At 73.0% G+C, this 22,530-nt stretch carries 19 protein-coding genes and 1 pseudogene; 12 read left to right on the top strand and 8 right to left on the bottom strand.

The annotated features are described in order from the left end of the window. The first annotated feature begins 3 nt into the window (after positions 1-3). The 10 genes and pseudogenes from ABT123_RS06280 to ABT123_RS06235 all read left to right on the top strand — a co-directional run bounded on the left by ABT123_RS06280 (position 4) and on the right by ABT123_RS06235 (position 11,327). Positions 4-726 carry a PadR family transcriptional regulator gene (locus ABT123_RS06280; RefSeq protein ID WP_351310331.1) on the top strand — a complete coding sequence of 241 codons (723 nt, stop codon included), beginning with the start codon at positions 4-6 and terminating at the stop codon, positions 724-726. A gap of 25 nt (positions 727-751) precedes the next feature. Then, positions 752-1,504, top strand: coding sequence for an ABC transporter ATP-binding protein (locus tag ABT123_RS06275; protein ID WP_351310329.1), 753 nt, complete (start codon positions 752-754; stop codon positions 1,502-1,504). Continuing rightward, entirely contained in the window at positions 1,501-4,350 is a 2,850-nt protein-coding gene (locus ABT123_RS06270) for an FtsX-like permease family protein (RefSeq protein ID WP_351310328.1), read from the top strand. The genes ABT123_RS06275 and ABT123_RS06270 overlap by 4 nt, the downstream gene beginning before the upstream one ends. 84 nt (positions 4,351-4,434) lie before the next feature. Next, positions 4,435-4,971, top strand: coding sequence for a bacterial proteasome activator family protein (locus tag ABT123_RS06265; RefSeq protein ID WP_351310326.1), 537 nt, complete (start codon positions 4,435-4,437; stop codon positions 4,969-4,971). Between the two features lie 155 nt (positions 4,972-5,126). Next, complete coding sequence (locus tag ABT123_RS06260) at positions 5,127-5,987, top strand: NTP transferase domain-containing protein (RefSeq protein WP_351310325.1); 861 nt, start codon at positions 5,127-5,129, stop codon at positions 5,985-5,987. Continuing rightward, positions 5,984-8,371 (top strand): molybdopterin molybdotransferase MoeA, encoded by a 2,388-nt coding sequence (locus ABT123_RS36710; RefSeq protein ID WP_502970883.1) that lies wholly within the window; start codon positions 5,984-5,986, stop codon positions 8,369-8,371. Before ABT123_RS06260 ends, ABT123_RS36710 begins: the two co-directional genes overlap by 4 nt. Continuing rightward, a complete protein-coding gene (locus ABT123_RS06250; protein ID WP_351310323.1) occupies positions 8,368-9,459 on the top strand; it encodes a potassium channel family protein in 1,092 nt (363 codons plus the stop codon). The genes ABT123_RS36710 and ABT123_RS06250 overlap by 4 nt, the downstream gene beginning before the upstream one ends. 23 nt (positions 9,460-9,482) lie before the next feature. Then, positions 9,483-10,460 carry an NAD(P)H-quinone oxidoreductase gene (locus ABT123_RS06245; protein WP_351310321.1) on the top strand — a complete coding sequence of 326 codons (978 nt, stop codon included), beginning with the start codon at positions 9,483-9,485 and terminating at the stop codon, positions 10,458-10,460. Positions 10,461-10,659: 199 nt separating this feature from the next. Further along, positions 10,660-10,911 (top strand): annotated as a pseudogene (locus ABT123_RS06240) (TM2 domain-containing protein); the annotation flags it as partial. Positions 10,912-10,913: 2 nt separating this feature from the next. Further along, complete coding sequence (locus ABT123_RS06235; RefSeq protein ID WP_351310319.1) at positions 10,914-11,327, top strand: DUF2752 domain-containing protein; 414 nt, start codon at positions 10,914-10,916, stop codon at positions 11,325-11,327. Between the two features lie 67 nt (positions 11,328-11,394). Here the strand turns inward: ABT123_RS06235 and ABT123_RS06230 are convergent, their stop codons facing one another. From ABT123_RS06230 to pdhA, 3 genes are read right to left on the bottom strand one after another with little or no spacing between them, the layout of a single operon-like run. Then, entirely contained in the window at positions 11,395-12,771 is a 1,377-nt protein-coding gene (locus ABT123_RS06230; protein WP_351310317.1) for a dihydrolipoamide acetyltransferase family protein, read from the bottom strand. Next, positions 12,771-13,775, bottom strand: a complete 1,005-nt coding sequence (locus ABT123_RS06225) for an alpha-ketoacid dehydrogenase subunit beta (protein ID WP_351310315.1) — start codon at positions 13,773-13,775, stop codon at positions 12,771-12,773. The genes ABT123_RS06230 and ABT123_RS06225 overlap by 1 nt, the downstream gene beginning before the upstream one ends. Beyond that, on the bottom strand, positions 13,775-14,914 hold the full coding sequence (gene pdhA / locus ABT123_RS06220; RefSeq protein ID WP_351310564.1) for a pyruvate dehydrogenase (acetyl-transferring) E1 component subunit alpha: 1,140 nt from the start codon (positions 14,912-14,914) through the stop codon (positions 13,775-13,777). The genes ABT123_RS06225 and pdhA overlap by 1 nt, the downstream gene beginning before the upstream one ends. A 180-nt stretch (positions 14,915-15,094) precedes the next feature. On the opposite strand from pdhA, the gene ABT123_RS06215 reads away from it, so the two are divergent. Continuing rightward, the gene (locus tag ABT123_RS06215; RefSeq protein ID WP_351310313.1) at positions 15,095-15,622 is read left to right on the top strand and encodes an Lrp/AsnC family transcriptional regulator; all 528 of its coding nucleotides are present in this window, start codon (positions 15,095-15,097) and stop codon (positions 15,620-15,622) included. Between the two features lie 41 nt (positions 15,623-15,663). On the opposite strand, the gene ABT123_RS06210 is transcribed toward ABT123_RS06215, so the two are convergent. Continuing rightward, positions 15,664-16,257, bottom strand: a complete 594-nt coding sequence (locus tag ABT123_RS06210) for a TetR/AcrR family transcriptional regulator (RefSeq protein ID WP_351310311.1) — start codon at positions 16,255-16,257, stop codon at positions 15,664-15,666. Next, positions 16,254-17,795: a 3-hydroxyacyl-CoA dehydrogenase gene (locus tag ABT123_RS06205; protein WP_351310309.1), complete on the bottom strand. Its 1,542-nt coding sequence runs from the start codon at positions 17,793-17,795 to the stop codon at positions 16,254-16,256. The genes ABT123_RS06210 and ABT123_RS06205 overlap by 4 nt, the downstream gene beginning before the upstream one ends. A 124-nt stretch (positions 17,796-17,919) precedes the next feature. Between ABT123_RS06205 and paaN the strand changes: the two genes are divergently transcribed. After that, on the top strand, positions 17,920-19,605 hold the full coding sequence (paaN, locus tag ABT123_RS06200) for a phenylacetic acid degradation protein PaaN (RefSeq protein ID WP_351310307.1): 1,686 nt from the start codon (positions 17,920-17,922) through the stop codon (positions 19,603-19,605). 120 nt (positions 19,606-19,725) lie between these two features. On the opposite strand, the gene ABT123_RS06195 is transcribed toward paaN, so the two are convergent. Genes ABT123_RS06195 through ABT123_RS06185 form a run of 3 tightly spaced genes read right to left on the bottom strand, consistent with a single transcriptional unit; the run spans position 19,726 to position 22,431 of the window. Then, entirely contained in the window at positions 19,726-20,499 is a 774-nt protein-coding gene (locus ABT123_RS06195) for a TrmH family RNA methyltransferase (RefSeq protein WP_351310305.1), read from the bottom strand. Positions 20,500-20,509: 10 nt separating this feature from the next. Continuing rightward, positions 20,510-21,796, bottom strand: a complete 1,287-nt coding sequence (locus ABT123_RS06190) for an HTTM domain-containing protein (RefSeq protein WP_502970890.1) — start codon at positions 21,794-21,796, stop codon at positions 20,510-20,512. Continuing rightward, positions 21,793-22,431: a DUF5819 family protein gene (locus tag ABT123_RS06185; RefSeq protein WP_351310303.1), complete on the bottom strand. Its 639-nt coding sequence runs from the start codon at positions 22,429-22,431 to the stop codon at positions 21,793-21,795. The genes ABT123_RS06190 and ABT123_RS06185 overlap by 4 nt, the downstream gene beginning before the upstream one ends. Positions 22,432-22,530 lie beyond the last annotated feature (99 nt).

Genomic DNA, 22,530 nt, shown 5'->3' with positions numbered 1-22,530 from the left:
AGTATGTCGATCCGCCACGGCCTTCTCGCCCTGCTGGAACGCGGCCCCCGGTACGGCTCACAGCTGCGTACCGAATTCGAGTCGCGCACCGGCTCCACCTGGCCGCTCAACGTCGGGCAGGTCTATACGACCCTGGCCCGGCTGGAGCGCGACGGGCTCGTCGCGCCCGGCGGCGAGGACGATGCCGGCCACACGCTCTATGCCATCACCGAGGCCGGCCGTACCGAACTGCATTCCTGGTACGAGCGGCCCGTCGACCGCACCCACCCGCCCCGCGACGAACTGTCCATCAAGCTCGCCATGGCCGTCGGCGCTCCCGGCGTGGACATCCGCGCCGTGATCCAGGCCCAGCGGCACGCCACGATCAAGGCGATGCAGGACTACACCCGGCTCAAGGCGCAGGCACTCGCCGCGATCGAGAGCGGGCAGTCCCGGGAGCGGGACGACGTGGCCTGGCTGCTCGTACTGGAACAGCTGATCTTCCAGACCGAGGCCGAGGCGCGCTGGCTCGACCACTCCGAAACCAGGCTGGTGCGGCTCTCCGTCCTGGCCGACCGGAGGGCCGAAGCCGATCGCCCCCAGGCCAACACCGCCGACACCGCCGACACCGCCGATGCCGCCACTACTGCGGCCACCGCGGCCACCGCGGCCACCGCCGCCACCGCGGCCGTGACCCCGACCCCGACCTCAACCGCTCGGCCTTCGGCCCGTACGCCGCAAGGCTGAACCGTCCCAGGGGGGACCACACCACATGTCCGACCAGCACCACTCCCAGCAGCCGCAGCCCGTGCTGCAACTGCAGCAGCTCACCCGCGTGCACGGCAGCGGAGCCACCGAGGTGCACGCCCTGCGCGGCATCGACCTCGCCGTCTACCCCGGCGAACTGGTGGCCGTCATGGGCCCGTCCGGCTCCGGCAAGTCCACGCTGCTCACCCTGGCCGGCGGACTGGACACGCCGAGCGGCGGCCGGGTGATCGTCGAGGGCACCGACATCACCACCGCCAACCGCAAGCAGCTGGCCGCCCTGCGCCGCCGCAGCATCGGCTACGTCTTCCAGGACTACAACCTCATACCGGCCCTGACCGCCGCGGAGAACGTGGCCCTGCCCCGCGAGCTGGACGGGGTCTCCGCCCGCAAGGCCCGGGTCTCCGCGCTCGCCGCGCTGGAGGAGATGGGCCTCGGGCAGCTCGCCGACCGGTTCCCCGACGAGATGTCCGGCGGCCAGCAGCAGCGCGTGGCCATCGCCCGCGCCCTGGTCGGCGACCGCCGTCTGGTCCTCGCCGACGAGCCCACCGGAGCCCTGGACTCCGAGACCGGAGAGTCCGTGCTCGCCCTGCTGCGGGCCCGGTGCGATGCCGGCGCGGCCGGCATCCTGGTCACCCACGAGCCCCGGTTCGCGGCCTGGGCGGACCGGGTGGTCTTCCTCCGCGACGGCAGCGTGGTCGACGAAACCCTGCGCACCGAGGCCGACAGCCTGCTCTCCGGGCGGGCGGCCGGCCGGTGAAGTCCTGGTACCACTCCTGGATCGCGGCCATCCGGATCGCCCGCCGCGACGCCTGGCGCTCCAAAGGCCGCAGCCTGCTGGTCCTGTCCATGATCGCGCTGCCGATCCTCGGCGTGAGCGCGGCCGACCTGACCGTGCGCAGCGCCCAGCTCTCCCCCGAACAGAAGCTGGAACGGACCCTCGGCACCGCGGACGCCACGGTGCAGCTCTCCGGCATGGGCGGCGAGCCCATCTACCAGGACCCGAGCGGCGAGATGTACGCCCCGGTCGGCGGCTACGACCGGATGACCCGCCCGGGGCGCTCCGAGGACGCGCCCGCCAACCTCGCCGCAGCCCTCCCGCCCGGCGCGCAGACCGTCAAGGACTCGACGGGCAACGCCAAGATCCGCACCCGGCACGGTCTCCTGGACACCTCGCTGCGCGAACTGGACACCACCGGACCGCTGGTGAAGGGCCTTCTCACCCTCGACCGCGGCCGGATGCCCCAGCAGGCCGGTGAAGTCGCCGCGACCAACGCCTTCCTCGAGGAGTCCGGCCTCTACGTCGGCTCCTCCGTCACCCCGCGCGGCACCACCAAGAGCTACAAGATCGTCGGCGCGTACGAGCTGCCCGACCGGCTGAACGACAGCCAGCTGCTGGCCCCGCCGGGAACCCTGCTCAGCCCGCTCGACCAGGCCCTGCGGGCCGGCGGCCTGCGCGGGGTCGGCGCCGACGACAGCTACCTCGTCAAGGTCGGCGGGGAAGGTTTCACGTGGAACATGGTCAAGGCGGCCAATGCCAAGGGCGCCGTGGTCGTCTCCCGTGCCGTGGTCCTGGACCCGCCCGCCGACTCCGAGGTGCCGCTCTACCAGCAGCAGCGGAAGGACGCCTACTCCCCCGGCATGGCGACCCGGGCCACCGAACTGGCCATCCTCGCCACCGTCGTCGGCCTGGCCATGCTGGAGATCTGCCTGCTGGCAGGCCCCGCCTTCGCGGTCGGCGCCCGCCGCTCCCGCCGCCAGCTCGGCCTGGTCGGCGCCAACGGCGGTGCCCGCAGCCACATCCGGGCGATCGTGCTCTCCGGCGGCCTGGTCATCGGCGTCGCGGCGGCCGTGGTCGGCATCGCCCTCGGCGTGCTGCTGACCTTCCTGCTGCAGCCGGTGCTGGAGGACCGGCTCGGCAACCGCTTCGGCCACTTCGACGTGCGTCCGCTGGAACTGGCCGGCGTTGCCGCGCTCGCCGTGCTCACCGGCCTGCTGGCCGCGATCGCCCCCGCGATCACCGCTTCCCGGCAGACCGTGCTCGCCTCGCTCACCGGACGCCGCGGCGTGCGCCGCGCCAACCGGGTGCTGCCCGTCATCGGCCTGGTGGCGGTCGCCCTCGGTGTCGCCATCGCCCTGCTCGGCACGGCCTCCGGAATGGGCTTCGCTGTCGTCGCGGGCGGCAGCGCCATCGCCGAGCTGGGCATCGTCGCCCTGACCCCGGTGCTGGTCGGCCTGTTCGGCCGGCTCGGACGCTGGCTCCCGCTGTCGCCCCGGCTCGCCCTGCGCGACGCCGTCCGCAACCGGGGGCGTACCGCCCCGGCCGTGGCCGCCGTACTGGCCGCAGTGGCCGGCACCGTCGCGGTGGCGACGTACCAGCACAGCCAGGACGTGCAGATGCGCCACGAGTACGTGGCCGAACTGCCCGACGGCGCCGGGCGGGTGATGGTCAGCGAGGCCGGCGCACACCGGGACGTGCCCGCGGTCCGCGAGGCACTGACGCGGCAACTGCCGGTGTCCGTCCGGGCGGACGTGGACCGGATCTCGGTCGGCCGGCCCGACTGCGAGCCCTACTCCTCGGACAAGGGCTGCGGCCGGGCCGAGATCCTGGTGCCCAAGGAGCAGCGCTGCCCGCTGTTCGAGGGCACCAAGGGACCCGACGACTTCACCCCCGAACAGGCGCAGGCCCTGCGCTCCGACTGGCGCTGCCAGGACACGCCGCACTACGCCGAACACGACACCGTGATCGCCGACGGGAAGCTGCTGACCGCGCTGGCGGTCGACGACCCGGCCGCCGCCAAGGCCCTCGCCGCCGGCCAGGCCGTCTCCTTCGACCGGCGCAACGTCAAGGACGGCAAGGTCACCCTCCGTGTGATCACCGACCTGGAGAAGGCCGAGGACGCGAGCATGCGCGGTGAGGACGCCCCCGGCCAGGACAAGGTCCTCCCGGTCCACCAGGCTCCGGACTCCGTCAACGCCTGGGGGTTCAAGCTGATCCTGCCGGCCGCCACCGCCAAGGCCGCCGGGTTCACCGTCGTCCCGGTCGGCTCGTACTTCACCCTGGACGGCAAGGCGAGCAGTGAGCAGCGGCAGAAGCTGGAGGGAGAACTCGACCGGATGGGCGTGGACGCGGCCCTGAAGATCGAGTCGGGCTACCAGGGCGGCACCGAGATGATGGTGCTGATCCTGACCGTCTTCGCCGGCCTGGTCACCATCGGCGCGGCCGGTATCGCCACCGGCCTCGCCCAGGCCGATGCCGAGGCCGACCTCAAGACCCTCGCGGCGGTGGGCGCGGCCCCGCGGGTGCGGCGCACCCTCAGCGGCTTCCAGTGCGGGGTGGTGGCAGCGATGGGCGTGGTGCTGGGCTCCGCGGCGGGCGTACTGCCGGCGATCGGGCTCCGGCTGACCGAGCGGCGCGAACAGATCGGCTGGTACGAGGAGGCCATCGCCCAGGGCTACGGGGCCGGCCCCAAGCCGTACGTGCCCGTGGTGGTGCCCTGGGAGACCCTCGCGGCCCTGCTGGTCCTGGTTCCCCTGGGCGCGGCCCTGCTGGCCGCCCTGGTCACCCGCTCCAGCGGCGCACTGGCCCGCCGGGCGGCCGGCTGAGGGATCCGGGCCCCCGTGGAGGGTGGATCACCCCTCCACGGGGGCACACCGTGTGATGACAACGGTGTGCGAGAGAATGGCGGCATGGAGATGCCGAGGAGTGAACGGTCGCAGGACAGCCCCCCGCAGGTTCTGATCGTGGGCCAGGACGGGATGGCGGTCGGCGGCGCCGATGACGAGTCGCGCGAGGTCCCGGTGACGGAAATGGTCGAACAGCCAGCCAAGGTCATGCGGATCGGCAGCATGATCAAGCAGCTTCTGGAAGAAGTCCGCGCTGCACCTCTCGACGAGGCCAGCCGGGTCCGGCTCAAGGACATCCACGCCTCCTCGGTGAAGGAGCTCGAGGACGGCCTGGCCCCCGAGCTGGTGGAGGAGCTCGAGCGCCTCTCTCTGCCCTTCACGGACGAGGCCATTCCGTCCGAGGCGGAACTGCGGATTGCGCAGGCGCAGTTGGTGGGCTGGCTGGAGGGCCTGTTCCACGGAATCCAGACCGCCCTGTTCGCGCAGCAGATGGCCGCGCGGGCCCAGCTCGAACAGATGCGCAGGGCCCTGCCGCCGGGCGCTCCGCACGACGACGAGGACGGCCCGCACGGCGCCATCCGCTCGGGCCCGTACCTGTAAGGGCCCTAACTCCACCCCTTCCGCAAACGATCCGCGCACAGGACTCCGTCCGCCGGCCTTCCGGGCCGTGCGGGCGGAGTTCTGTCGTGTGGACCGATAAGCCCCGGGTAAGTGGGCGTCGGCGCCGGAAACATGAGCCGCGCATACTCGGGGGCATGACCTACGACGCCATCGTGCTGGCCGGGGGCTCCGCCCGACGCCTCGGCGGGGCCGACAAGCCCGGCCTCAGCGTCGGCGGGCGCGCCCTCCTGGACCGGGTCCTCGACTCCTGCGCCGACGCCGGCACCACGGTGGTCGTCGGCGGCCGGCGGGCCACCGCCCGGCCGGTGACCTGGGCCCGGGAGGAGCCGGCCGGCGCCGGCCCGCTCGCCGCACTGGACGCCGGGCTCCGGCGGACCACCGCCGAGCTGGTCCTCGTCCTCTCCGCGGATCTGCCGTTCCTGGGGCCGGACACGGTACGGGCCCTGCTGGCCGCGCCCGCCGGCCGCGAGGGGGCGCTGCTGCGCGACCCGGCCGGCCGGGACCAGCCGCTCGTCGCCGCCTACCGTGCGGAGCCGCTCCGCCGCGAGCTCGCGCTGCTCGCGGCCGAACACGGCAACCTCACCGGCCTGCCGGTCCGGGCGCTCACCGCCGAACTGGACCTCACCCGTGTCGAGGCGGAGCCGTCGGCCTCCTTCGACTGCGACACCTGGGATGATCTCGCGGCTGCCCGTGCCCGGATCAGGGAGCATGGGTCCGTGCTGGACGAATGGATCACCGCCGTCAAGAACGAGCTGGGCATCGACCTCGCCGTCGACACCAAGACCCTGCTCGACCTCGCCCGGGACGCCGCCCACGGCGTCGCCCGGCCCGCTGCGCCGCTGACCACCTTCCTGGTCGGCTACGCCGCCGGCCAGGCCCAGGCCGCCGGTGCCGACCCCGCCGAAGCGGTGGCCCGCGCCTCAGAACAGGCGGCGTCGCTCGCCCTCCGGTGGGCCGCCGAAACCGAGTCCGGCGAAGGGCCCGCAGCCGAATGACCCCGCCCCACACCCCCGGCACCCCGGCCACGCCCGAGACCGCCCTGGACGAAGCCCTGGACTTCGCCACCCGCCTAAGCCGCCCCACCACCACACTGGCCGCCCCGGGCCCGGGTACGGCGCCGGACCGGGAGGCGGTCCCCGTGGAGAGCGCAGCCGACCTCGCCCTACGAACGGCTACGAACGCCACACCAAACCCGAACCAGACGGAGCCGCCCGAACCGGCCGGACCCGTGCCAGCGGCAGAACCGAGCGAACCGACCCCGCCGGCCGAACCGAGCAAACCGGCCGAAGCGACGGACCGGGCCGCGCCGGGCGAAGCAGCCGGGCCCGGGCCAGCGGCAGAGCCGAACGAACCGACCGCATCGACCACACCGAACGAACCGGCCGAAGTGGCCGACCGGGACGAACGGGCCGAGCCGAGCGAAGCGGCCGGTACCGGGACGGCGGCGGAGCCGCGCGAACCAGCCGCGTCGGCCACACCCAACGAACCGGCCGAAGCAGCCGAAGCGGCAGACCGGGCCGAACTCGCCGAGCCGAGCGAAGCGGCCGGGTCCGGGACAGCGGCAGAGCCGAGCAAACCGGCCGCATCGGCCGAACCGAGCGAAGCAACGGACCGGGCCAAACGGGCCGAGCCGGGCCAAGCGGCCGGGGCCGGGACGGGGGCGCAGCCGAGCGAACCGGCCGCATCGGCCGAACCGGGCGAAGCAGCCGGATCCAGGCCAGCGGCGGAGCCGCGCGAACCAGCCGCATCGGCCGAACCGGGCGAAGCAGCCGAAGCGGCGGACCGGGCCAAACGGACCGAGCCTCGCGAAGCGGCCGGGGCCGGGACGGCGGCGGAGCCGGGCGAATCGGCCGCATCGGCCGTGCCGCGCGAAGCAGCCGGGGCCGGGCCAGCGGCGCAGCCGCACGAACCGGCCGCATCGGCCACACCGAACGAACCGGCCGAAGCGGCGGACCGGGCCGAACAGGCCGAGCCGGGCGAAGCAGCCGGGTCCCGGCCAGCGGCGGAGCCGGGCGAACCGGCCGCGTCGGCCGAGCCGGGCGAAGCGGCCGGGGCGGTCGCGGAGTCGGGCCGGACCACGGCCGAGGAGGCACTGGACCAGGCGCTGGCTCTGGTTGCCCGGAAGCCGGACGGCGAAAGGCACCGCGCAGCCGGCTGGGCCCGCGCCCGGGACACGGCCGCGCGCGCCGGCGCGAGCCGCGCAGTCCGGGCCCACCGGGTCCCGCTGGGCGCAGCCCTTGGCGAGGTGCTCGCCGAGCCGCTGGACGCCCTGACCGATCTGCCCTCCTTCGACACCTCCGCCATGGACGGCTGGGCCGTCTCCGGCCCCGGCCCCTGGACCGTGCGGCCCGGCGGCGGCGTACTGGCCGGCTCCGACCGGCCCGCGCCGCTCGCCGACGGCGAGGCCGTCCGGATCGCCACCGGCGCCCGGATCCCCGCCGACACCACCGCGGTGATCCGCAGCGAGCACGCCCGGCTCGAAGAGCCGAAGGGCCGGGTCCACGCCGAGCGCGCGGTCGTCTCCGGCCAGGACATCCGGCCGCGCGGCCAGGAATGCCACTCCGGCGACCGGCTGCTGCCGGCCGGCGCCCGGGTCACCCCCGTCGTGCTCGGCCTCGCCGCCGCCGCCGGCTACGACACGCTCGCCACCCGCCCCCGGCCCCGGGTGGAGATCCTGGTCCTGGGCGACGAACTGCTCACCGAAGGCCTGCCGCAGGACGGGCTGATCCGGGACGCCCTGAGCCCGATGCTCGGGCCCTGGCTGGGCCGGCTGGGCGCCGAGGTCCTCGCCACCCGGCGGCTCGGCGACGACCCGGCGGGAGCCGAGGAGCTGTACCGCGCCCTCACCGGCTCCACCGCCGACCTGGTCATCACCACCGGCGGCACGGCCTCCGGCCCCGTGGACCACGTTCACCCGGTCCTGCGCCGGGCCGGGGCGCAGCTCCTGGTGGACGGGGTGGCCGTCCGCCCCGGGCACCCGATGCTGATGGCCCGCCTGGACGAAGACCGGTACCTGGTCGGCCTGCCCGGAAATCCGCTGGCCGCGGTCTCCGGGCTGCTGACCCTCGCCGAGCCGCTGCTCCGCGGCCTCGCCGGACTCGGCCCCCGCCCGCGGTGGACCGCAGCCGTACACGGCGATGTGCCCGGCCACCCGTACGACACCCGGCTGGTCCCGGTCGTCCTCTCCGGGGAGCACGCCGTACCGCTGCGCTACAACGGGCCGGCGATGCTGCGCGGGGTCGCCGCCGCCGACGCGCTGGCCGTCGTACCGAAGGGCGGTGCGCGGGCCGGGCAGGAGCTGGAGATTCTCGAACTGCCGTGGGCCTCGCCCGCCGGGGAGTGTTTCTCCCCCAACTCCGTTGGGTGGTACCCCCAGTGAAACTGCACGGCCAGGACGCCATGGCCCGCCAGGCCGACGAGAAACTCGTCTCACGACCGGTCAAACTGCCCCGGCGGGTGGTGGAGAGGCCCCTCCGGCAGGTCGGCAAGCGCCTGCTGATGGCCCTGTGCGTGATGATCCTGACCGTTCTCCTCGTCTATGTCGACCGGGACGGCTATCACGACAACGCCAACGAGACGCTCGACTTCCTCGACTGCGTCTACTACGCCACCGTCACCCTCTCGACGACCGGCTACGGCGACATCGTCCCCTACAGCGACAGCGCCCGGCTGATCAACATTCTGCTGATCACGCCGCTGCGTGTGCTGTTCCTGATCATCCTGGTCGGCACCACTCTCGAGGTTCTCACCGAACGGACCCGGGAGGAGTGGCGGCTGAACCGCTGGAGGAAGCAGTTGCGGGACCACACGGTGGTCGTCGGTTTCGGCACCAAGGGCCGCTCGGCCCTGCAAACCCTGCTCTCGACCGGCCTGGAGAAGGAACGGGTCGTCATCGTCGACCCGAGTGCCAAGGTGATCGAGATGGCCAACTCCGAGGGCTTCACCGGGGTGATCGGCGATGCCACCCGCTCCGATGTCCTGCTCCGTGCCGAGCTGCAGAAGGCGCGTCAGATCGTCGTCGCCACCCAGCGGGACGATACCGCGGTCCTGGTCACACTGACGGCCCGCCAGCTCAACCGCGGGGCGAAAATCGTCGCCGCGGTGCGCGAGGAGGAGAACGCCCCGCTGATCCGCCAGTCCGGGGCCGACGCCGTCATCACCAGTGCCAGCGCGGCCGGCCGGCTGCTCGGTCTGTCCGTCCTCAGCCCCAGCGCAGGCACCGTGATGGAGGACCTGATCCAGCAGGGCAGCGGCCTGGACCTGATCGAGCGTCCGGTGACCAAGTCCGAGGTGGGCAAGAGCGTCCGGGATACCGCGGACCTGGTGGTGAGCGTGCTGCGCGGCCATCGGCTGCTGCCCTACGACGATCGGCATGCCAGCCCGTTGCAGCTGACCGACCGGCTGATCGTCATCGTCCGTGCGGTGCCACCCGCCACCCCGGCGGTGACGCTGCCTCCCGCCGACTGAGGGCGCGTACTACTGTCCGGGCCATGCATGCGATCACCATCTTGCAGCCCGGCGGCCCCGAGGCCCTGGTCTGGGCCGACGTACCCGATCCGGTGCCCGGCGAGGGCGAGGTCCTCGTCGAGGTCGCGGCCAGCGCCGTGAACCGGGCCGATGTGCTCCAGCGACAGGGCTTCTACGATCCCCCGCCCGGCGCCTCCCGGTACCCCGGCCTGGAGTGCTCGGGCCGGATCGCCGCCCTCGGCCCGGGGGTCTCCGGCTGGTCGGTGGGCGAGGAGGTGTGCGCCCTGCTGGCGGGCGGCGGCTACGCGGAGCAGGTCGCGGTCCCGGCCGGGCAGTTGCTGCCGGTCCCGGCCGGACTCGACCTGGTCACCGCCGCGGCGCTGCCCGAGGTGGTCGCGACGGTCTGGTCGAACGTGTTCATGGTGGCCCATCTGCGTCCGGCCGAGACCCTGCTGGTGCACGGCGGGGCCAGCGGCATCGGCACCATGGCGATCCAGCTGGCCAAGGCGGTGGGTGCGCGGGTGGCCGTGACGGCCGGCGGTCCCGAGAAGCTGGCGCGCTGCAAGGAGTTGGGTGCGGACATCCTGATCGACTACCGCGAGCAGGACTTCGTGGCGGAGCTCCGCGCGGCCACGGACGGGGCCGGCGCGGATGTGATCCTGGACATCATGGGCGCCAAGTACCTCTCCCGGAACGTGGAGGCGCTGGCGGTGAACGGCCGGCTCGCCGTGATCGGGCTGCAGGGCGGGGTGAAGGCCGAACTCAACCTGGGTGCGCTGCTGTCGAAGCGGGCGGCGGTGACGGCGACCTCGCTGCGGGCCCGGCCGCTGGAGGAGAAGGCGGCGATCGTGGCGGCCGTACGGGAGCACGTGTGGCCGCTGATCGAGGCCGGGCGGATCCGGCCGGTGGTGCACGGAACGTTTCCGATGGCGGAGGCGGCAGAGGCGCACAGAATGCTGGATTCCGGATCACACGTAGGGAAATTGCTGCTCATTCGCTGATTCCGGCTGCTCCGGGTTCGATCTTGGTTCGATCTCGGTTCGCCGATTCAGTCGCTGATCTGTGACCTTCGCCCCTCTCCCTGGCGGCTTTCAGCGACATATAAGGTGAGCGTAAGTGCGACCATGTGATCGCATATTCCTGAGCACACGTCATTCTTCAGAAAAGGTCAGCCCTTTCATGTCCTTCCCGCAGCAGCCCGACCCCAACGCGCCCTTCGGCTACGCCCCCAACGGTGTCCCGTACTCCGAGAAGTCCAAGATCGTCGCCGGCGTCCTGCAGCTGTTCCTCGGCGCCTTCGGCGTGGGCCGCTTCTACACGGGCCACACCGGCATGGCCATCGGCCAGCTCCTGACCTGTGGCGGCCTGGGCATCTGGGCCCTGATCGACGCCATCATGCTGCTGGTCGGCAGCAACACCACCGACTCCCAGGGCCGGGTTCTGCGCGGCTGAGCATGAGCCTGCCGAACACGCCTGCAGGGCCCGTACCGTGGACGGTACGGGCCCTGCCGGTCGTGCTCGGCGCCGCGGCCGTGGCCGGAGCGGCGTACGTATACGGGCACAGCCCCTACGACCCTTCGCAACTGCTCCCGCAGTGCCCTTGGCGCTGGGCGACCGGCCTGTCCTGCCCGGCCTGCGGCGGCACGCGCATGGCGTACAGCCTGCTGCACGGCGACCTCGCAGCCGCCGTCCGGGCGAACGCACTCCTGCTGGGCGTCCTCCCGCTCGCGGCCTTCGGCTACGGCCGCTGGTTCGCCACGGCCACCCTGGAAGGCCGGCGCTACCGCCTGCCCCTGGGCCGCCGCGGCATCACGGCGATCCTCACGGTCGCCGCACTCTGGACGATCGCCCGCAATCTCTGGGGCTAGGCCCTGTCCGGCAGCCTTGCGCAGGGGCCCGGGCGGCGCGCGGAACGAGCCGCCGCCCGGGCAGGTACTACAGGCTGCGCAGCAGCACCGCCGGGTTCTCCACGCAGTCCGCGACATGGCGGAGGAATCCGCCTGCCGTCCCGCCGTCGCACACCCGGTGGTCGAAGGTGAGGGACAGCTGCACCACCTGGCGGACCGCCAGCTCGCCCTGGTGCACCCAGGGCTTGGGGACGATCCGGCCCACGCCGAGCATCGCCGCCTCGGGGTGGTTGAGGATCGGTGTGGAGCCGTCCACTCCGAACACCCCGTAGTTGTTGAGCGTGAAGGTGCCGCCGGTGAGGTCCGCCGGTGCCAGCTTGCCGGTCCGGGCGAGCTCGGTGAGCCGGCCGAACTCGGCGGACAGGGCCTCCGGGTTCATGGACTGGGCCTGGCGGACCACCGGGACGACCAGACCGCGCTCGGTCTGGGCCGCGAAGCCCAGGTGCACCGAGGGCAGCCGGACGATCTCGTTGGCCGCGAGGTCCACCGTCGAGTTCAGTTCCGGGTACCGGGCGAGCGCTGCCGTGCAGATCCGGGCGAGGAGCGCGAGCACCGATATCTTCGGGCCGCCGACCGCGTTCATCGCGGCGCGGGCCGCCATCAGCTCCGTCGCGTCCGCGTCCACCCAGCAGGTGGCGTCCGGAATCTCCCGACGGCTGCGCGACAGCTTCTCGGCGACCGCACCCCGCAGGCCCTTGAGCGGGATCCGCGTCCCCTCGACCGCACCGGCGGCGGAGGGCGCGACCGCCATCGGCTCGGGAGCGCGCAGAGCCGCCTCCACATCGGCCCGCAGGATCAGGCCCTCCGGCCCCGATCCGTGCAGCCCGCGCAGGTCGACCCCGTTGTCCCGGGCGAGCTTGCGCACCAGCGGGGAGATCACCGGTACGGGACCGGCGGCGGCAACAGCCCGGGCCGGAGCCGGGGCCGGAACCGGGGCAGCGGCGGGCACCGGCGCGGGGGCGGTCGCGGCCACCGACACTGCGGGGCGGGCCGCACCGGCCGGCTCCGCCGGCCGGATCCGGCGCCGCCGAGCCGGTCGGGAGTGGTCGGTCCCATAGCCGACCAGCACATTGCCGGACCCGGAGCCGGAGCCCGCGTCAGAGCCGGAGTCGGCCCCCGCGGCCGGGCCGGAGCCGGAGCTCAGCGGCTCCGCCGACTCTGCACCGACCGCGACCGTGATCAGCGGGGCGCCGACCGGAAGCTCGGTGCCCTCCTCGCCGAACCGCGCCGTCACCACGCCCCCGTACGGGCAGGGGACCTCCACCATCGCCTTGGCCGTCTCGACCTCGACCACCGGCTGGTCCACCGCGACCACATCGCCCACCGCCACCAGCCAGCGGACGATCTCGGCCTCGGTGAGCCCCTCGCCGAGATCGGGGAGCTTGAACTCCATCACCTGAGGCATCAGTTCTCCCACTGCAGGCGGGCCACGGTGTCCAGGATCCGGTCCACACCGGGCAGGTGGTGCTTCTCCAGCATCGGCGGCGGGTACGGGATGTCGAGCCCCGTGACCCGGAGCACCGGCGCCTCCAAGTGGTGGAAGCAGCGCTCCGTGATGCGCGCGGCAATCTCCGCGCCCGGGCCGCCGAAGCCGTTCGCCTCGTGGACCACCACCGCCCGCCCGGTCCGGCGGACCGCGGCGACCACCGTCTCCTCGTCGAAGGGGACCAGCGAGCGCAGATCCAGGACCTCCAGGTCCCAGCCCTCCTCGCGGGCCGCCTCGGCGGCCTCCAGGCACACCGGCAGCGAGGGGCCGTAGGTGATCAGGGTGGCGCCCGTACCGGGACGCCGGACCACTGCCCGGCCGATGCCGGGAACCTCGGCCGGGGCCTCCGGCGACCATTCCGCCTTCGACCAGTACAGCCGCTTCGGCTCCAGGAACACCACCGGGTCGTCCGAGGCGATCGAGGCCCGCAGCAGCCCGTACGCGTCCTCCACGGTCGCCGGGGTGACCACCGTCAGGCCCGGAGTCGCCACGTAGTACGCCTCGGAGGAGTCGCTGTGGTGCTCCACCCCGCCGATTCCGCCGCCGTACGGCACCCGGATGGTGATCGGCAGCGGCATGGCGCCCCGGGTCCGGTTCCGCATCCGGGCCACGTGCGAGATCAGCTGCTCGAACGCCGGATACGCGAACGCGTCGAACTGCATCTCCACGACCGGGCGCAGCCCGTACATGGCCATGCCCACCGCCGCGCCGAGGATGCCGGCCTCGGCGAGCGGGGTGTCCGTGCACCTGTCCTCGCCGAACTCCTTCGCCAGTCCGTCGGTGATCCGGAAGACCCCGCCGAGGGTGCCGACGTCCTCGCCCATGACGTGGACCGTCGGGTCCTCCGCCATTGCGTCCCGCATCGCCCGGGTCAGGGCCTGCGCCATCGTGGCGGGCTTCGCCGCCAGTTGCGACACGGCCATCACTCGGTCTCCGCTTCCAGCTCGGCGCGCAGCATCGCCGCCTGCTCCCGCAGTCGGCCGGTCTGCTCCGCATACACGTTTTCGAACAAATCCATCGGGTCCAGCACCGGGTCCGCGTTCATCTGCTCGCGCAGGGCAGCCGCCATCGTCTCCGCCGCCTCCTTGGCCGCACGTATGTCCGACTCGTCGAGGATGCCGCGCGCGGTCAGCTCGCGCTCCAGCAGCTGCACCGGGTCGTGGGCCAGCCAGGCCTCGACCTCCGCGTCGCCGCGGTAGCGGGTGGCGTCGTCCGCATTGGTGTGGGCCTCGATGCGGTAGGTGACCGCCTCGATCAGGGTCGGTCCGCCGCCGGACCGGGCCCGCGCGACCGCCTCGGCCAGCACCTCGTACACCGCGGCCACGTCGTTGCCGTCGACCAGCCGGCCGGGCATGCCGTACCCCACGGCCTTGTGGGCCAGGGTCGGCGCGGCCGTCTGCTTGGCCAGCGGGACGGAGATCGCGAAGCCGTTGTTCTGCACCAGGAAGACCACCGGGGCCTGCCACACCGCGGCGAAGTTCAGCGCCTCGTGGAAGTCGCCCTCGCTGGTGCCGCCGTCGCCGACCATGGCCAGGGCCACCACGTCGTCGCCGCGCAGCCGGGCCGCGTGGGCCAGCCCCACCGCATGCGGCAGCTGGGTGGCGAGCGGGGTGCACAGCGGGGCGATCCGGTGCTCGTGCGGGTCGTATCCGGTGTGCCAGTCACCGCGCAGCAGGGTCAGCGCCTGCACCGGGTCCAGGCCCCGCGCCACGGCCGCCAGGGTGTCCCGGTAGCTGGGGAACAGCCAGTCCTGCTCCTCAAGGACCAGCGCCGCCGCGATCTCGCAGGCCTCCTGGCCGACGGTGGACGGGTACACCGCGAGCCGGCCCTGCCGGGTGAGCGCAGTGGCCTGCGCGTTGTACCGGCGACCGCGCACCAGCTCGGCATGGCAGCGCCGCATCAGCTCGGGGTCGAGCTTGTCGGCTGCAGGCGTGCCCAGCACCCGGTACGGCTCGGGGTCCGGGAGCAGCGGAGCGGCGTCCGTGCGCGGGCGCCAGGCGGGCGGCGGGGTGGGCCGGTAGGACGACGACGCACCGGCACCGGGCAGCTCTTGGACCGTCATGGCGGCGTACACCTCCTCGTGGGAAGCGGGCTGGGCGGCGCACTGCGGTGTGAGGCGCCTCACCTACCGATTGTTCGATCGTGGGCGCATTTTGGCTACAGGCGGCTTCAGGCTGTGGACAAACGGATGTCCACAGCCTGGGATGGATACAGGACGTCCACAACAGGGAGGCCGGGGGCAATGACGGATGAACAAATGGCCCGCTCGGGTGAGGTGCCCGCGGTGCCGCCCCGGCCCCTCGACCCCATCGACCGCTCGATCATCCAGCTGCTGCAGGGCGACGGACGCGCCTCGATACGCTCGGTCGCCGAGCAGGTGCACGTCTCCCGCGCCAATGCCTATGCACGGATCAACCGCCTGATCGACGACGGAGTGATCCGCGGGTTCGCGGCCCGGATCAACCACGAGCGGGCCGGGCAAGGCGCCTCCGCCTACATCACCCTGAAAATCGTCCAGAACTCCTGGCGGACGGTCCGCGAGAAGCTCCGCGAGCTGCCGGGCGCCGCACACATCGCCCTGGTCAGCGGCGATTTCGATGTACTGCTGCTGGTCCACACCCCGGACAACCGGACCCTGCGCGAGCTGGTCCTGACCCGCCTGCAGTCCATGCCGGAGGTGCTCTCCACCCGGACGCTGCTGGTGTTCGAGGAGACGGACCTGGCCTCGGACGGCTCACCCCTGCCCGGCCCGCCGGTCGGCGAGGAGTAGGGCCCTCACCACCCGGCCGGCTGGGGCCCTGCCCGGCCGGCCTAGGCCACCCGGAGGCCCTCGAAGGCCATCCGGACCACCGCGTCGGCCAGCGCGTCGGCTTCCCGGGCCTCCGTTTCGGGGTGCGGCCGGTACCACTCGACCAGCGAGTTCACCATGCCGAACAGCAGCCGGGTGGCCAGTCGTATGTCCACGTCCGCCCGCAGGTCGCCGTCGGCCGCGGCGGCCTTGAGCAGGTCGGCGACCCGGTGGTCGAACTCGCGGCGCCGCTCCAGCGCCCAGCGCTCGGTGCGGGTGTTCCCGCGGACCCGCAGCAGCAGGGTGACGTAGGGCAGTTCGGCGAGCAGTACCTCGACGGTGCGCCGGGTGACGTACTCGACCTGCTCGATGGGGCGGCCACGGGTGGCACCCGTCTCGTCAAGGATGCCGAAGAGGCCGTCGATGGCCCGGCTGACGGCCCGGCGCAGCAGCTCCTCCTTGCCCGCGACATGGTGGTAGATCGAGGACTTGGAGATTCCGGCGGCCTTGGAGAGGTGCTCCATCGAGGTGCCGTCGTAGCCTCGCTCGTTGAAGATCCGGACGGCGACGGTGAGCAGCGTCTCGGGGGTGTAGGTGTCCCGGCGGGCCGTGGTCATTCCGCTGCGCCTTCCGCGTCGGCGCCGACTTCCGCGTCGGCTTCCTCGCCGGCCTGGTAGCCGAGCCGGTACAGCGCGAGCGAGGGCGCGTAGCGACCGCCCGGAACCCGCTCGTCGAGGTGGTGCAGCAGGTCGTACGCCCAGTCGCGGCCCAGCCGGTCGTGCCATTCACCCGGTCCGAGCGGGTAGTTGACGCCCAGCCGCATCGCGGTGTCGATGTCCTCGGCGGTGGCCGCGCCGCGGGCGACCGCGTCGGCAGTCAGGTCGATCAGCATGGCGACGGTCCGGGCGACGATCATGCCGGGGACGTCGCCGATGACGCTGACCTTCTTGCCGAGCCGCTGGAACAGGCCGACCGCCTCGGCGAGGGTCTGCTCGGAGGTGTCCTCGCAGGCGGACAGCGCGATCCGGGTGGCACCCCGGTAGTCGAGGGCGAGGTCGAAGTAGACGACGTCGGAGAACTCGATCGCGGTCTTGCCGTCGGCGAGCACCAGCTGGCCCTCCCCGGGCAGCTGGATGTAGGGGCCGCCTGAGGCGACCTCGGTGACCTCGATCCCGGCCTCCCCGATCAGCTCGACCAGGCCGGCCGCGGGCCCCAGGTCACCGACCACGGTCACGGCGGCCGGGGCGTCCTCGGGGCCGGCGGTGTGCGGTACCGGAGCCTTGGCGTCCGGTCCGTACGGGTACCAGCCCTGCCCCGATTTGCGGCCCAGCCGGCCGGACTGGACCAGCCGGCGCTGGGCGAGCGAGGGCAGGAACTTGGGGCTGCAGAAGAAGGACTCCCACACCGAGCGGGTGACGGCCTCGTTCACATCCTGGCCGATGAGGTCGGTGAGCTCGAACGGGCCCATCTTGAAGCCGCCGCTCTCGCGGAGCACGGCATCGATGGTCGCGGGGTCGGCGCCCTGCTCCTCGTACACCGCGAAGGCCTCGGCGTAGAAGGGGCGGGCGATCCGGTTGACGATGAAGCCCGGGGTGTCGGCGCAGCGGACCGGGGCCTTCCCCCAGCCGATCATCGTCTCGTACGCACGCTCGGCGGCCTCCGGGTCGGTGGCGAACCCGCTGACCACCTCGACCAGCGGAAGCAGCGGGGCCGGGTTGAAGAAGTGCAGGCCGAGGAACCGGCCGGGGTGGGCCAGACCGGCGGCGATCTCGGTGACGGAGAGGGAGGAGGTGTTGGTGGCCAGCAGTGCGTCCGGCGCGACCACCTCTTCCAGCGCGGCGAACAGTCGGCGCTTGACGTCGGGGTCCTCCACGACGGCCTCGACGACCAAGGCCGCCCCGGCCAGCTCGGACAGGTCACCGGCCGCATCGATTCGGCCGATCGCGTCGTCGGCCTCTTCCCGGTCCAGCCGGCCCTTGTCGATCAACCGGACCAGACGGTCCCGTACGGCGTCCCGGCCGGCCCGGGCACGCTCCTCGTCGACATCGTGGATCAGTACGCGGTGACCTGCGAGAAGGGCGACCTGGGCGATGCCCTGGCCCATGGTCCCGGCCCCGACGACCGCCACGGTGCGGGAGCGCTCGATAGCTGTCATGTCCCCGATCCTCTCGCATGAGTTGTCCACAGGGGGACGCAGGCCCTCTTGTCCCGACCGATCGTTCGGTTACTCTAACTCCAGTCTGCTCCGCTACGCCCGGCTCAACGAGGAGTTGGTCTTGATGGCCGCCGCCGACCTGTCCGCCGCTCAGCTTTCCGACAAGCACCGACCCACGCTCGATGCGGCACTGGACGCCATCCGCAGCCGCGCCTACTGGTCCCCGCACCCCGAGCACCCCAAGGCATACGGGGAGACCGCCCCGGCCGACGGGCTGAAGGCCTTCGAGGACGTCCGCCACTCGCGGCTCGACCTCGGCCAGCCCGGCACCGACGGCTGGACCGGCGGCGAGGTGTCGCCGTACGGCCCGGAGCTGGGCGTGGAGTACCCGCATGCCGACCCGGACGTGCTGCTGCCCGCCATGAAGGCCGGCATGGCCGCCTGGCGGGACGCCGGACCGGAGGCGCGCGCCCTGGTCTGTATCGAGATCCTGGCCCGGATCAGTGCCCGCACGCACGAGTTCGCGCACGCGGTGATGCACACCAGCGGCCAGGCCTTCATGATGGCGTTCCAGGCCGGCGGCCCGCACGCGCAGGACCGCGGCCTGGAGGCGGTGGCGTATGCGTACGAGGAGCAGACCCGGGTCCCGGGCACGGCCGACTGGTCGAAGCCGCAGGGCAAGAAGGACCCGCTGAACCTGGGCAAGACCTTCACCGCCGTGCCGCGCGGCATCGCGCTGGTCATCGGCTGCAACACCTTCCCCACCTGGAACGGCTACCCGGGCCTCTTCGCCTCCCTGGCCACCGGCAACGCGGTGCTGGTCAAGCCGCACCCCCGGGCCGTGCTGCCGCTCGCCCTGACCGTGCAGGTGGCGCGCGAAGTACTGGCCGAGGCGGGCTTCGACCCGAACCTGGTCGCGCTGGCCACCGAGAACCCGGGCGAGGGCATCGCCAAGACCCTGGCGGTCCGCCCGGAGATCAAGCTCATCGACTACACCGGCTCCACCGCCTTCGGCGACTGGCTGGAGACCAACGCCCGGCAGGCGCAGGTCTACACGGAGAAGGCCGGCGTCAACACGGTGGTCGTGGACTCCACCGACAACTACAAGGGGATGCTGTCCAACCTGGCGTTCTCCCTGTCCCTCTATAGCGGCCAGATGTGCACCACCCCGCAGAACCTGCTGATCCCCCGCGAGGGCATCGCCACGGACGCCGGCCACAAGTCGTACGACGAGGTGGTCACCGACCTGGCCGCCGCCGTGCAGGGACTGCTGGGCGACGACGCGCGGGCCAACGCCCTGCTGGGCGCGCTGGTCAACCCGGATGTGAAGACGCGGCTGGAGGCGGCGGCCGGGCTCGGTGAGGTCGCGCTGGCCTCCCGCGAGGTCGCGAACCCGGACTTCCCCGACGCCGTGGTCCGTACGCCGGTGCTGGTCAAGCTGGACGCCGCCAAGCCCGACGACTCGGCCCCCTACCTGTCGGAGTGCTTCGGCCCGGTCTCCTTCGCGGTGGCCGTGGACTCCACGGACGACGCGCTCGCCCTGCTGCGGCGCACCGTCCGGGAGAAGGGCGCGATGACCGTCGGCGCGTACACGACCTCGGTCGACACCGAGCGGGCGGTCGAGGAGGTCTGCCTGGAGGAGTCCGCGCAGCTCTCGCTGAACCTCACGGGCGGGGTGTATGTGAACCAGACCGCGGCCTTCTCCGACTTCCACGGCTCCGGCGGCAACCCGGCAGCCAACGCGGCCCTGTGCGACGGCGCATTCGTCTCCAACCGCTTCCGCGTGGTGGAAGTCCGCCGCCAGGCATAGCGGGTTCCGCCGTGTGGGCAGGCGTGCCGCAGGGCGGCACGGGTGGGCACACGGCACACCGGCCCGCGCCGCTCGCGCAGCGTTGCCCGCGCCCCGGCTCTGCGCCAGGGTGCGGGCGGCCTAGGCACCGCCTGCACCCTCAGCCAGCGGCCCACCCCAGTGGAAGAGGGCCATGGCCACGCTGGTGGCCAGGTTGTAGCTGGAGACCTGCGGACGCATCGGCAGCGACACCAGCTGATCGGCCCGGGCCCGGAGCTCCGGCGACAGCCCCTGCCGCTCGGAGCCGAAGGCGAGCACCGCGTCGTCGGGCAGGGTGACGGCGCGGATGTCCGCCCCCTCCGGGTCGAGTGCGTACAGCGGGCCGGGCGGCAGGGTGTCGAGGGTGACCCGGTCGACGGTGGTGGCGTAGTGCAGCCCGGCACCGGCCCGCACCACGTTCGGGTGCCAGGGGTCGAGATCGCCGCGGGTGACGACGCCGGTGGCGCCGAAACCGGCGGCGAGCCGGACGACGGCGCCCACGTTGCCGAGGTTGCGGGGGTTGTCGAGGAGGACGACGGGCGCACTGCGGGGCAGCCGGTCCAGCGCCGCCCGCCCGGCAGCGGGGTCCGGCCGGACGGCCAGGGCCGCCACCCGGGTCGGGTGCACCCGGGCCACCAGCTCCCCGAGCGGGCCGGGCCGGACCAGGCCCTCAAGGTCCTTGCGGACGTCGGGGGCAAGGTCGTCGGCCAGCGCGAGCACTGCCGCCGGGTCCTCGGCCACCACGGCCCGCAGCTCCGCGCCGAACCGCAGGGCGTGCTTCAGCGCATGGAACCCGTCGAGCAGGACGACCCGGTCCTCCGCCGCGGCCTCCCGCCATGCCCGTACCGTCTCCGCCGCCTGCTGTCCGTCACTCATGCGCACGAGCCTACGAGGCCTCTGCGGCCTCCGAAGCCGCAGCGGTCCCACGGCCCACGGGCCCACCCACGGGCGTACCCGCCGCCTCGGGCCCGCCTCCGGCGCCCTCGCCGTCGGCGGGGCCGCGTGGGTGCGGAAAACGCGCCCCGGGTGCCGCAGCCGACAGGGCGGGGAACCGCCCCCGCAGGGCCGCCGCCCCGGCCCCCACCCACAGCAGGAAGGCCGTCGGCAGGAACACCGCATCCGCCGCGATCATCGCCAGCGAGAAAACCGGCAGCCCCAGCAGCACCGCGATCCCCAGATGCTCCAGCATCATCAGGGCCAGCAGCACGTTCTTGATCCGCCGGTTGAACAGGGTGAACGGGAAGGCGACCTGAACCGCAACCGTCCCGTAGCTCAGCAGCATCACCAGGGTCCCGCTCCCCGCCACCAGCCCGGAGAGCGCGGGCCAGGGCGTGAAGTAGTCCAGCCCCAGCGGGTAGTACAGCGCGGTCCCGTCCTGCCAGCGCGAGCCCTGGATCTTGTACCAGCCCGCCGTCGCATAGATCAGGCAGACCTCCGCCATGATCACCAGCAGGCCCGCGTTGTGCACCAGGTTGGCCAGCACGTCCAGCAGCGCCCGGCCGTCCCCGGCCGGGTCGCGCCGCTCCACCGCCCACCACACGCCCTGGACGATCCACAGCCACAGGAAGAACGCCGACCAGCCGGCGCCGAGCCGGTCCGTGACCACCGCGTACACCAGGAACAGGCCGAGCACGCCCCACAGCAGCGGCCCGGCGGCGCCCCGCGCGGGGCCCGCCCGGGCGGCCCGGCGGGCGTCCAGCGACCACACCTGCGCGCACCGGGTCAGCACCAGGTAGAGGGCCATCAGATGGATCACGTTGTCGCCGCCGTCGCCCATGAACACACTGCGGTTCTGCAGGGACAGCACCCCGACCATGAACAGCACGGAGGAGGCCCGGGTGTGCCAGCCGAGCAGCATCAGCACTGCGGACAGCACGGCCAGCGCGTAGACGGCCTCGAACCAGACCGCCGAATCGCTCCACAGCAGCACGGTGAAGGCGTCGTTGGACGCCACCAGGCGCCGGGCCAGGTCGAAGCCCCAGGGGCTGTCCGGCCCGTACAGCTCGCGGCGGTGCGGGAACTCGCGCAGCAGGAAGACCAGCCAGGTCGCCGCGAAGCCGATCCGGACCACGGCGCTCTGGTACGGGCCCAGGGCCTGCCCGGTGACCTTGGCCAGGCCCCGCCCGGCCGCGGCGCGCGCCGCGGCCACCGGACGCGTCGCCGGGCGGCTCAGACGGTCCACCACGGGAGCTCCCGGAAGTAGGTCTGCGTATCGGTCTTCTCGGGGTTCCACTTCGGCGCCGGGACCGCCGTGGTCGCCGAGCGCAGCTGCACCTTCAGCACCCGGCCCCCGGGATACTCCGGCCGGAGCCGGCCCAGCACGATCCGCTGCAGGTAGGCCTCGGAGAGCTCGCCGCGCTCGCCGGTGGAGCGGTTCTCCTCGTCGTGCGACCCGGTGAAGAAGTCCCAGGCCCGGCGCAGCTCGTTCTGCTGCACATGGCTGGGGAAGGGATTGCCGCGTATCGCGGCGCCGTCCTCCGCCGAGAGGTCCCGCCAGCCGGTGGTGATCCGCTCGCCCTCCGCCGTCCGCACCTGGGCCCGGACCTGGACGGCGATGTTCTGCTGCAGCGGGTTGGGGGCGAACAGCTTCCAGTTCTGTTCGAACTCGGGGTAGATCCAGTCGTCGACCGTCTGCGCGTGCCGTTTGCCGACCGTGTTGGGCGGGGCCACGTGCAGGAAGACCAGGGCGAGGTGCAGGGAGCCGGCCACGGCGACGGCACCGAGGGCGAGGGCGGCGACGACCCGGTACGGCCTGGGCAGGGCCGCTATCCCCCCGTTCTCCCGGTTCCGGTTCCGGTTCGAATCCATCCCGTTCCCATCCGCTCCGGCGGAGCGCCGTCCACAGCGAGTAGCCCACAGAGGTTGACACCCTACGGGCCGCCGTCTCACCATTGAAGAGCATGAACC

Source organism: Streptomyces sp. NPDC002054 (assembly GCF_040296685.1).
Lineage (GTDB): Bacteria > Actinomycetota > Actinomycetes > Streptomycetales > Streptomycetaceae > Streptomyces.
This window is presented reverse-complemented; position numbering and strand designations above follow the sequence as displayed.

What these genes read in the sequence shown, in the direction of transcription:
- ABT123_RS06195 (WP_351310305.1), bottom strand. Translation starts at nt 20,499, where the DNA reads ATGAGTGACGGACAGCAGGCGGCGGAGACGGTACGGGCATGGCGGGAG.
- ABT123_RS06275 (WP_351310329.1), top strand. Translation starts at nt 752, where the DNA reads ATGTCCGACCAGCACCACTCCCAGCAGCCGCAGCCCGTGCTGCAACTG.
- paaN (WP_351310307.1), top strand. Translation starts at nt 17,920, where the DNA reads ATGGCCGCCGCCGACCTGTCCGCCGCTCAGCTTTCCGACAAGCACCGA.
- ABT123_RS06245 (WP_351310321.1), top strand. Translation starts at nt 9,483, where the DNA reads ATGCATGCGATCACCATCTTGCAGCCCGGCGGCCCCGAGGCCCTGGTC.
- ABT123_RS06235 (WP_351310319.1), top strand. Translation starts at nt 10,914, where the DNA reads ATGAGCCTGCCGAACACGCCTGCAGGGCCCGTACCGTGGACGGTACGG.
- ABT123_RS06210 (WP_351310311.1), bottom strand. Translation starts at nt 16,257, where the DNA reads ATGACCACGGCCCGCCGGGACACCTACACCCCCGAGACGCTGCTCACC.
- ABT123_RS06230 (WP_351310317.1), bottom strand. Translation starts at nt 12,771, where the DNA reads ATGCCTCAGGTGATGGAGTTCAAGCTCCCCGATCTCGGCGAGGGGCTC.
- ABT123_RS06205 (WP_351310309.1), bottom strand. Translation starts at nt 17,795, where the DNA reads ATGACAGCTATCGAGCGCTCCCGCACCGTGGCGGTCGTCGGGGCCGGG.
- ABT123_RS06280 (WP_351310331.1), top strand. Translation starts at nt 4, where the DNA reads ATGTCGATCCGCCACGGCCTTCTCGCCCTGCTGGAACGCGGCCCCCGG.
- ABT123_RS06185 (WP_351310303.1), bottom strand. Translation starts at nt 22,431, where the DNA reads ATGGATTCGAACCGGAACCGGAACCGGGAGAACGGGGGGATAGCGGCC.
- ABT123_RS06215 (WP_351310313.1), top strand. Translation starts at nt 15,095, where the DNA reads ATGACGGATGAACAAATGGCCCGCTCGGGTGAGGTGCCCGCGGTGCCG.
- ABT123_RS36710 (WP_502970883.1), top strand. Translation starts at nt 5,984, where the DNA reads ATGACCCCGCCCCACACCCCCGGCACCCCGGCCACGCCCGAGACCGCC.
- ABT123_RS06265 (WP_351310326.1), top strand. Translation starts at nt 4,435, where the DNA reads ATGGAGATGCCGAGGAGTGAACGGTCGCAGGACAGCCCCCCGCAGGTT.
- ABT123_RS06260 (WP_351310325.1), top strand. Translation starts at nt 5,127, where the DNA reads ATGACCTACGACGCCATCGTGCTGGCCGGGGGCTCCGCCCGACGCCTC.
- pdhA (WP_351310564.1), bottom strand. Translation starts at nt 14,914, where the DNA reads ATGACGGTCCAAGAGCTGCCCGGTGCCGGTGCGTCGTCGTCCTACCGG.
- ABT123_RS06225 (WP_351310315.1), bottom strand. Translation starts at nt 13,775, where the DNA reads ATGGCCGTGTCGCAACTGGCGGCGAAGCCCGCCACGATGGCGCAGGCC.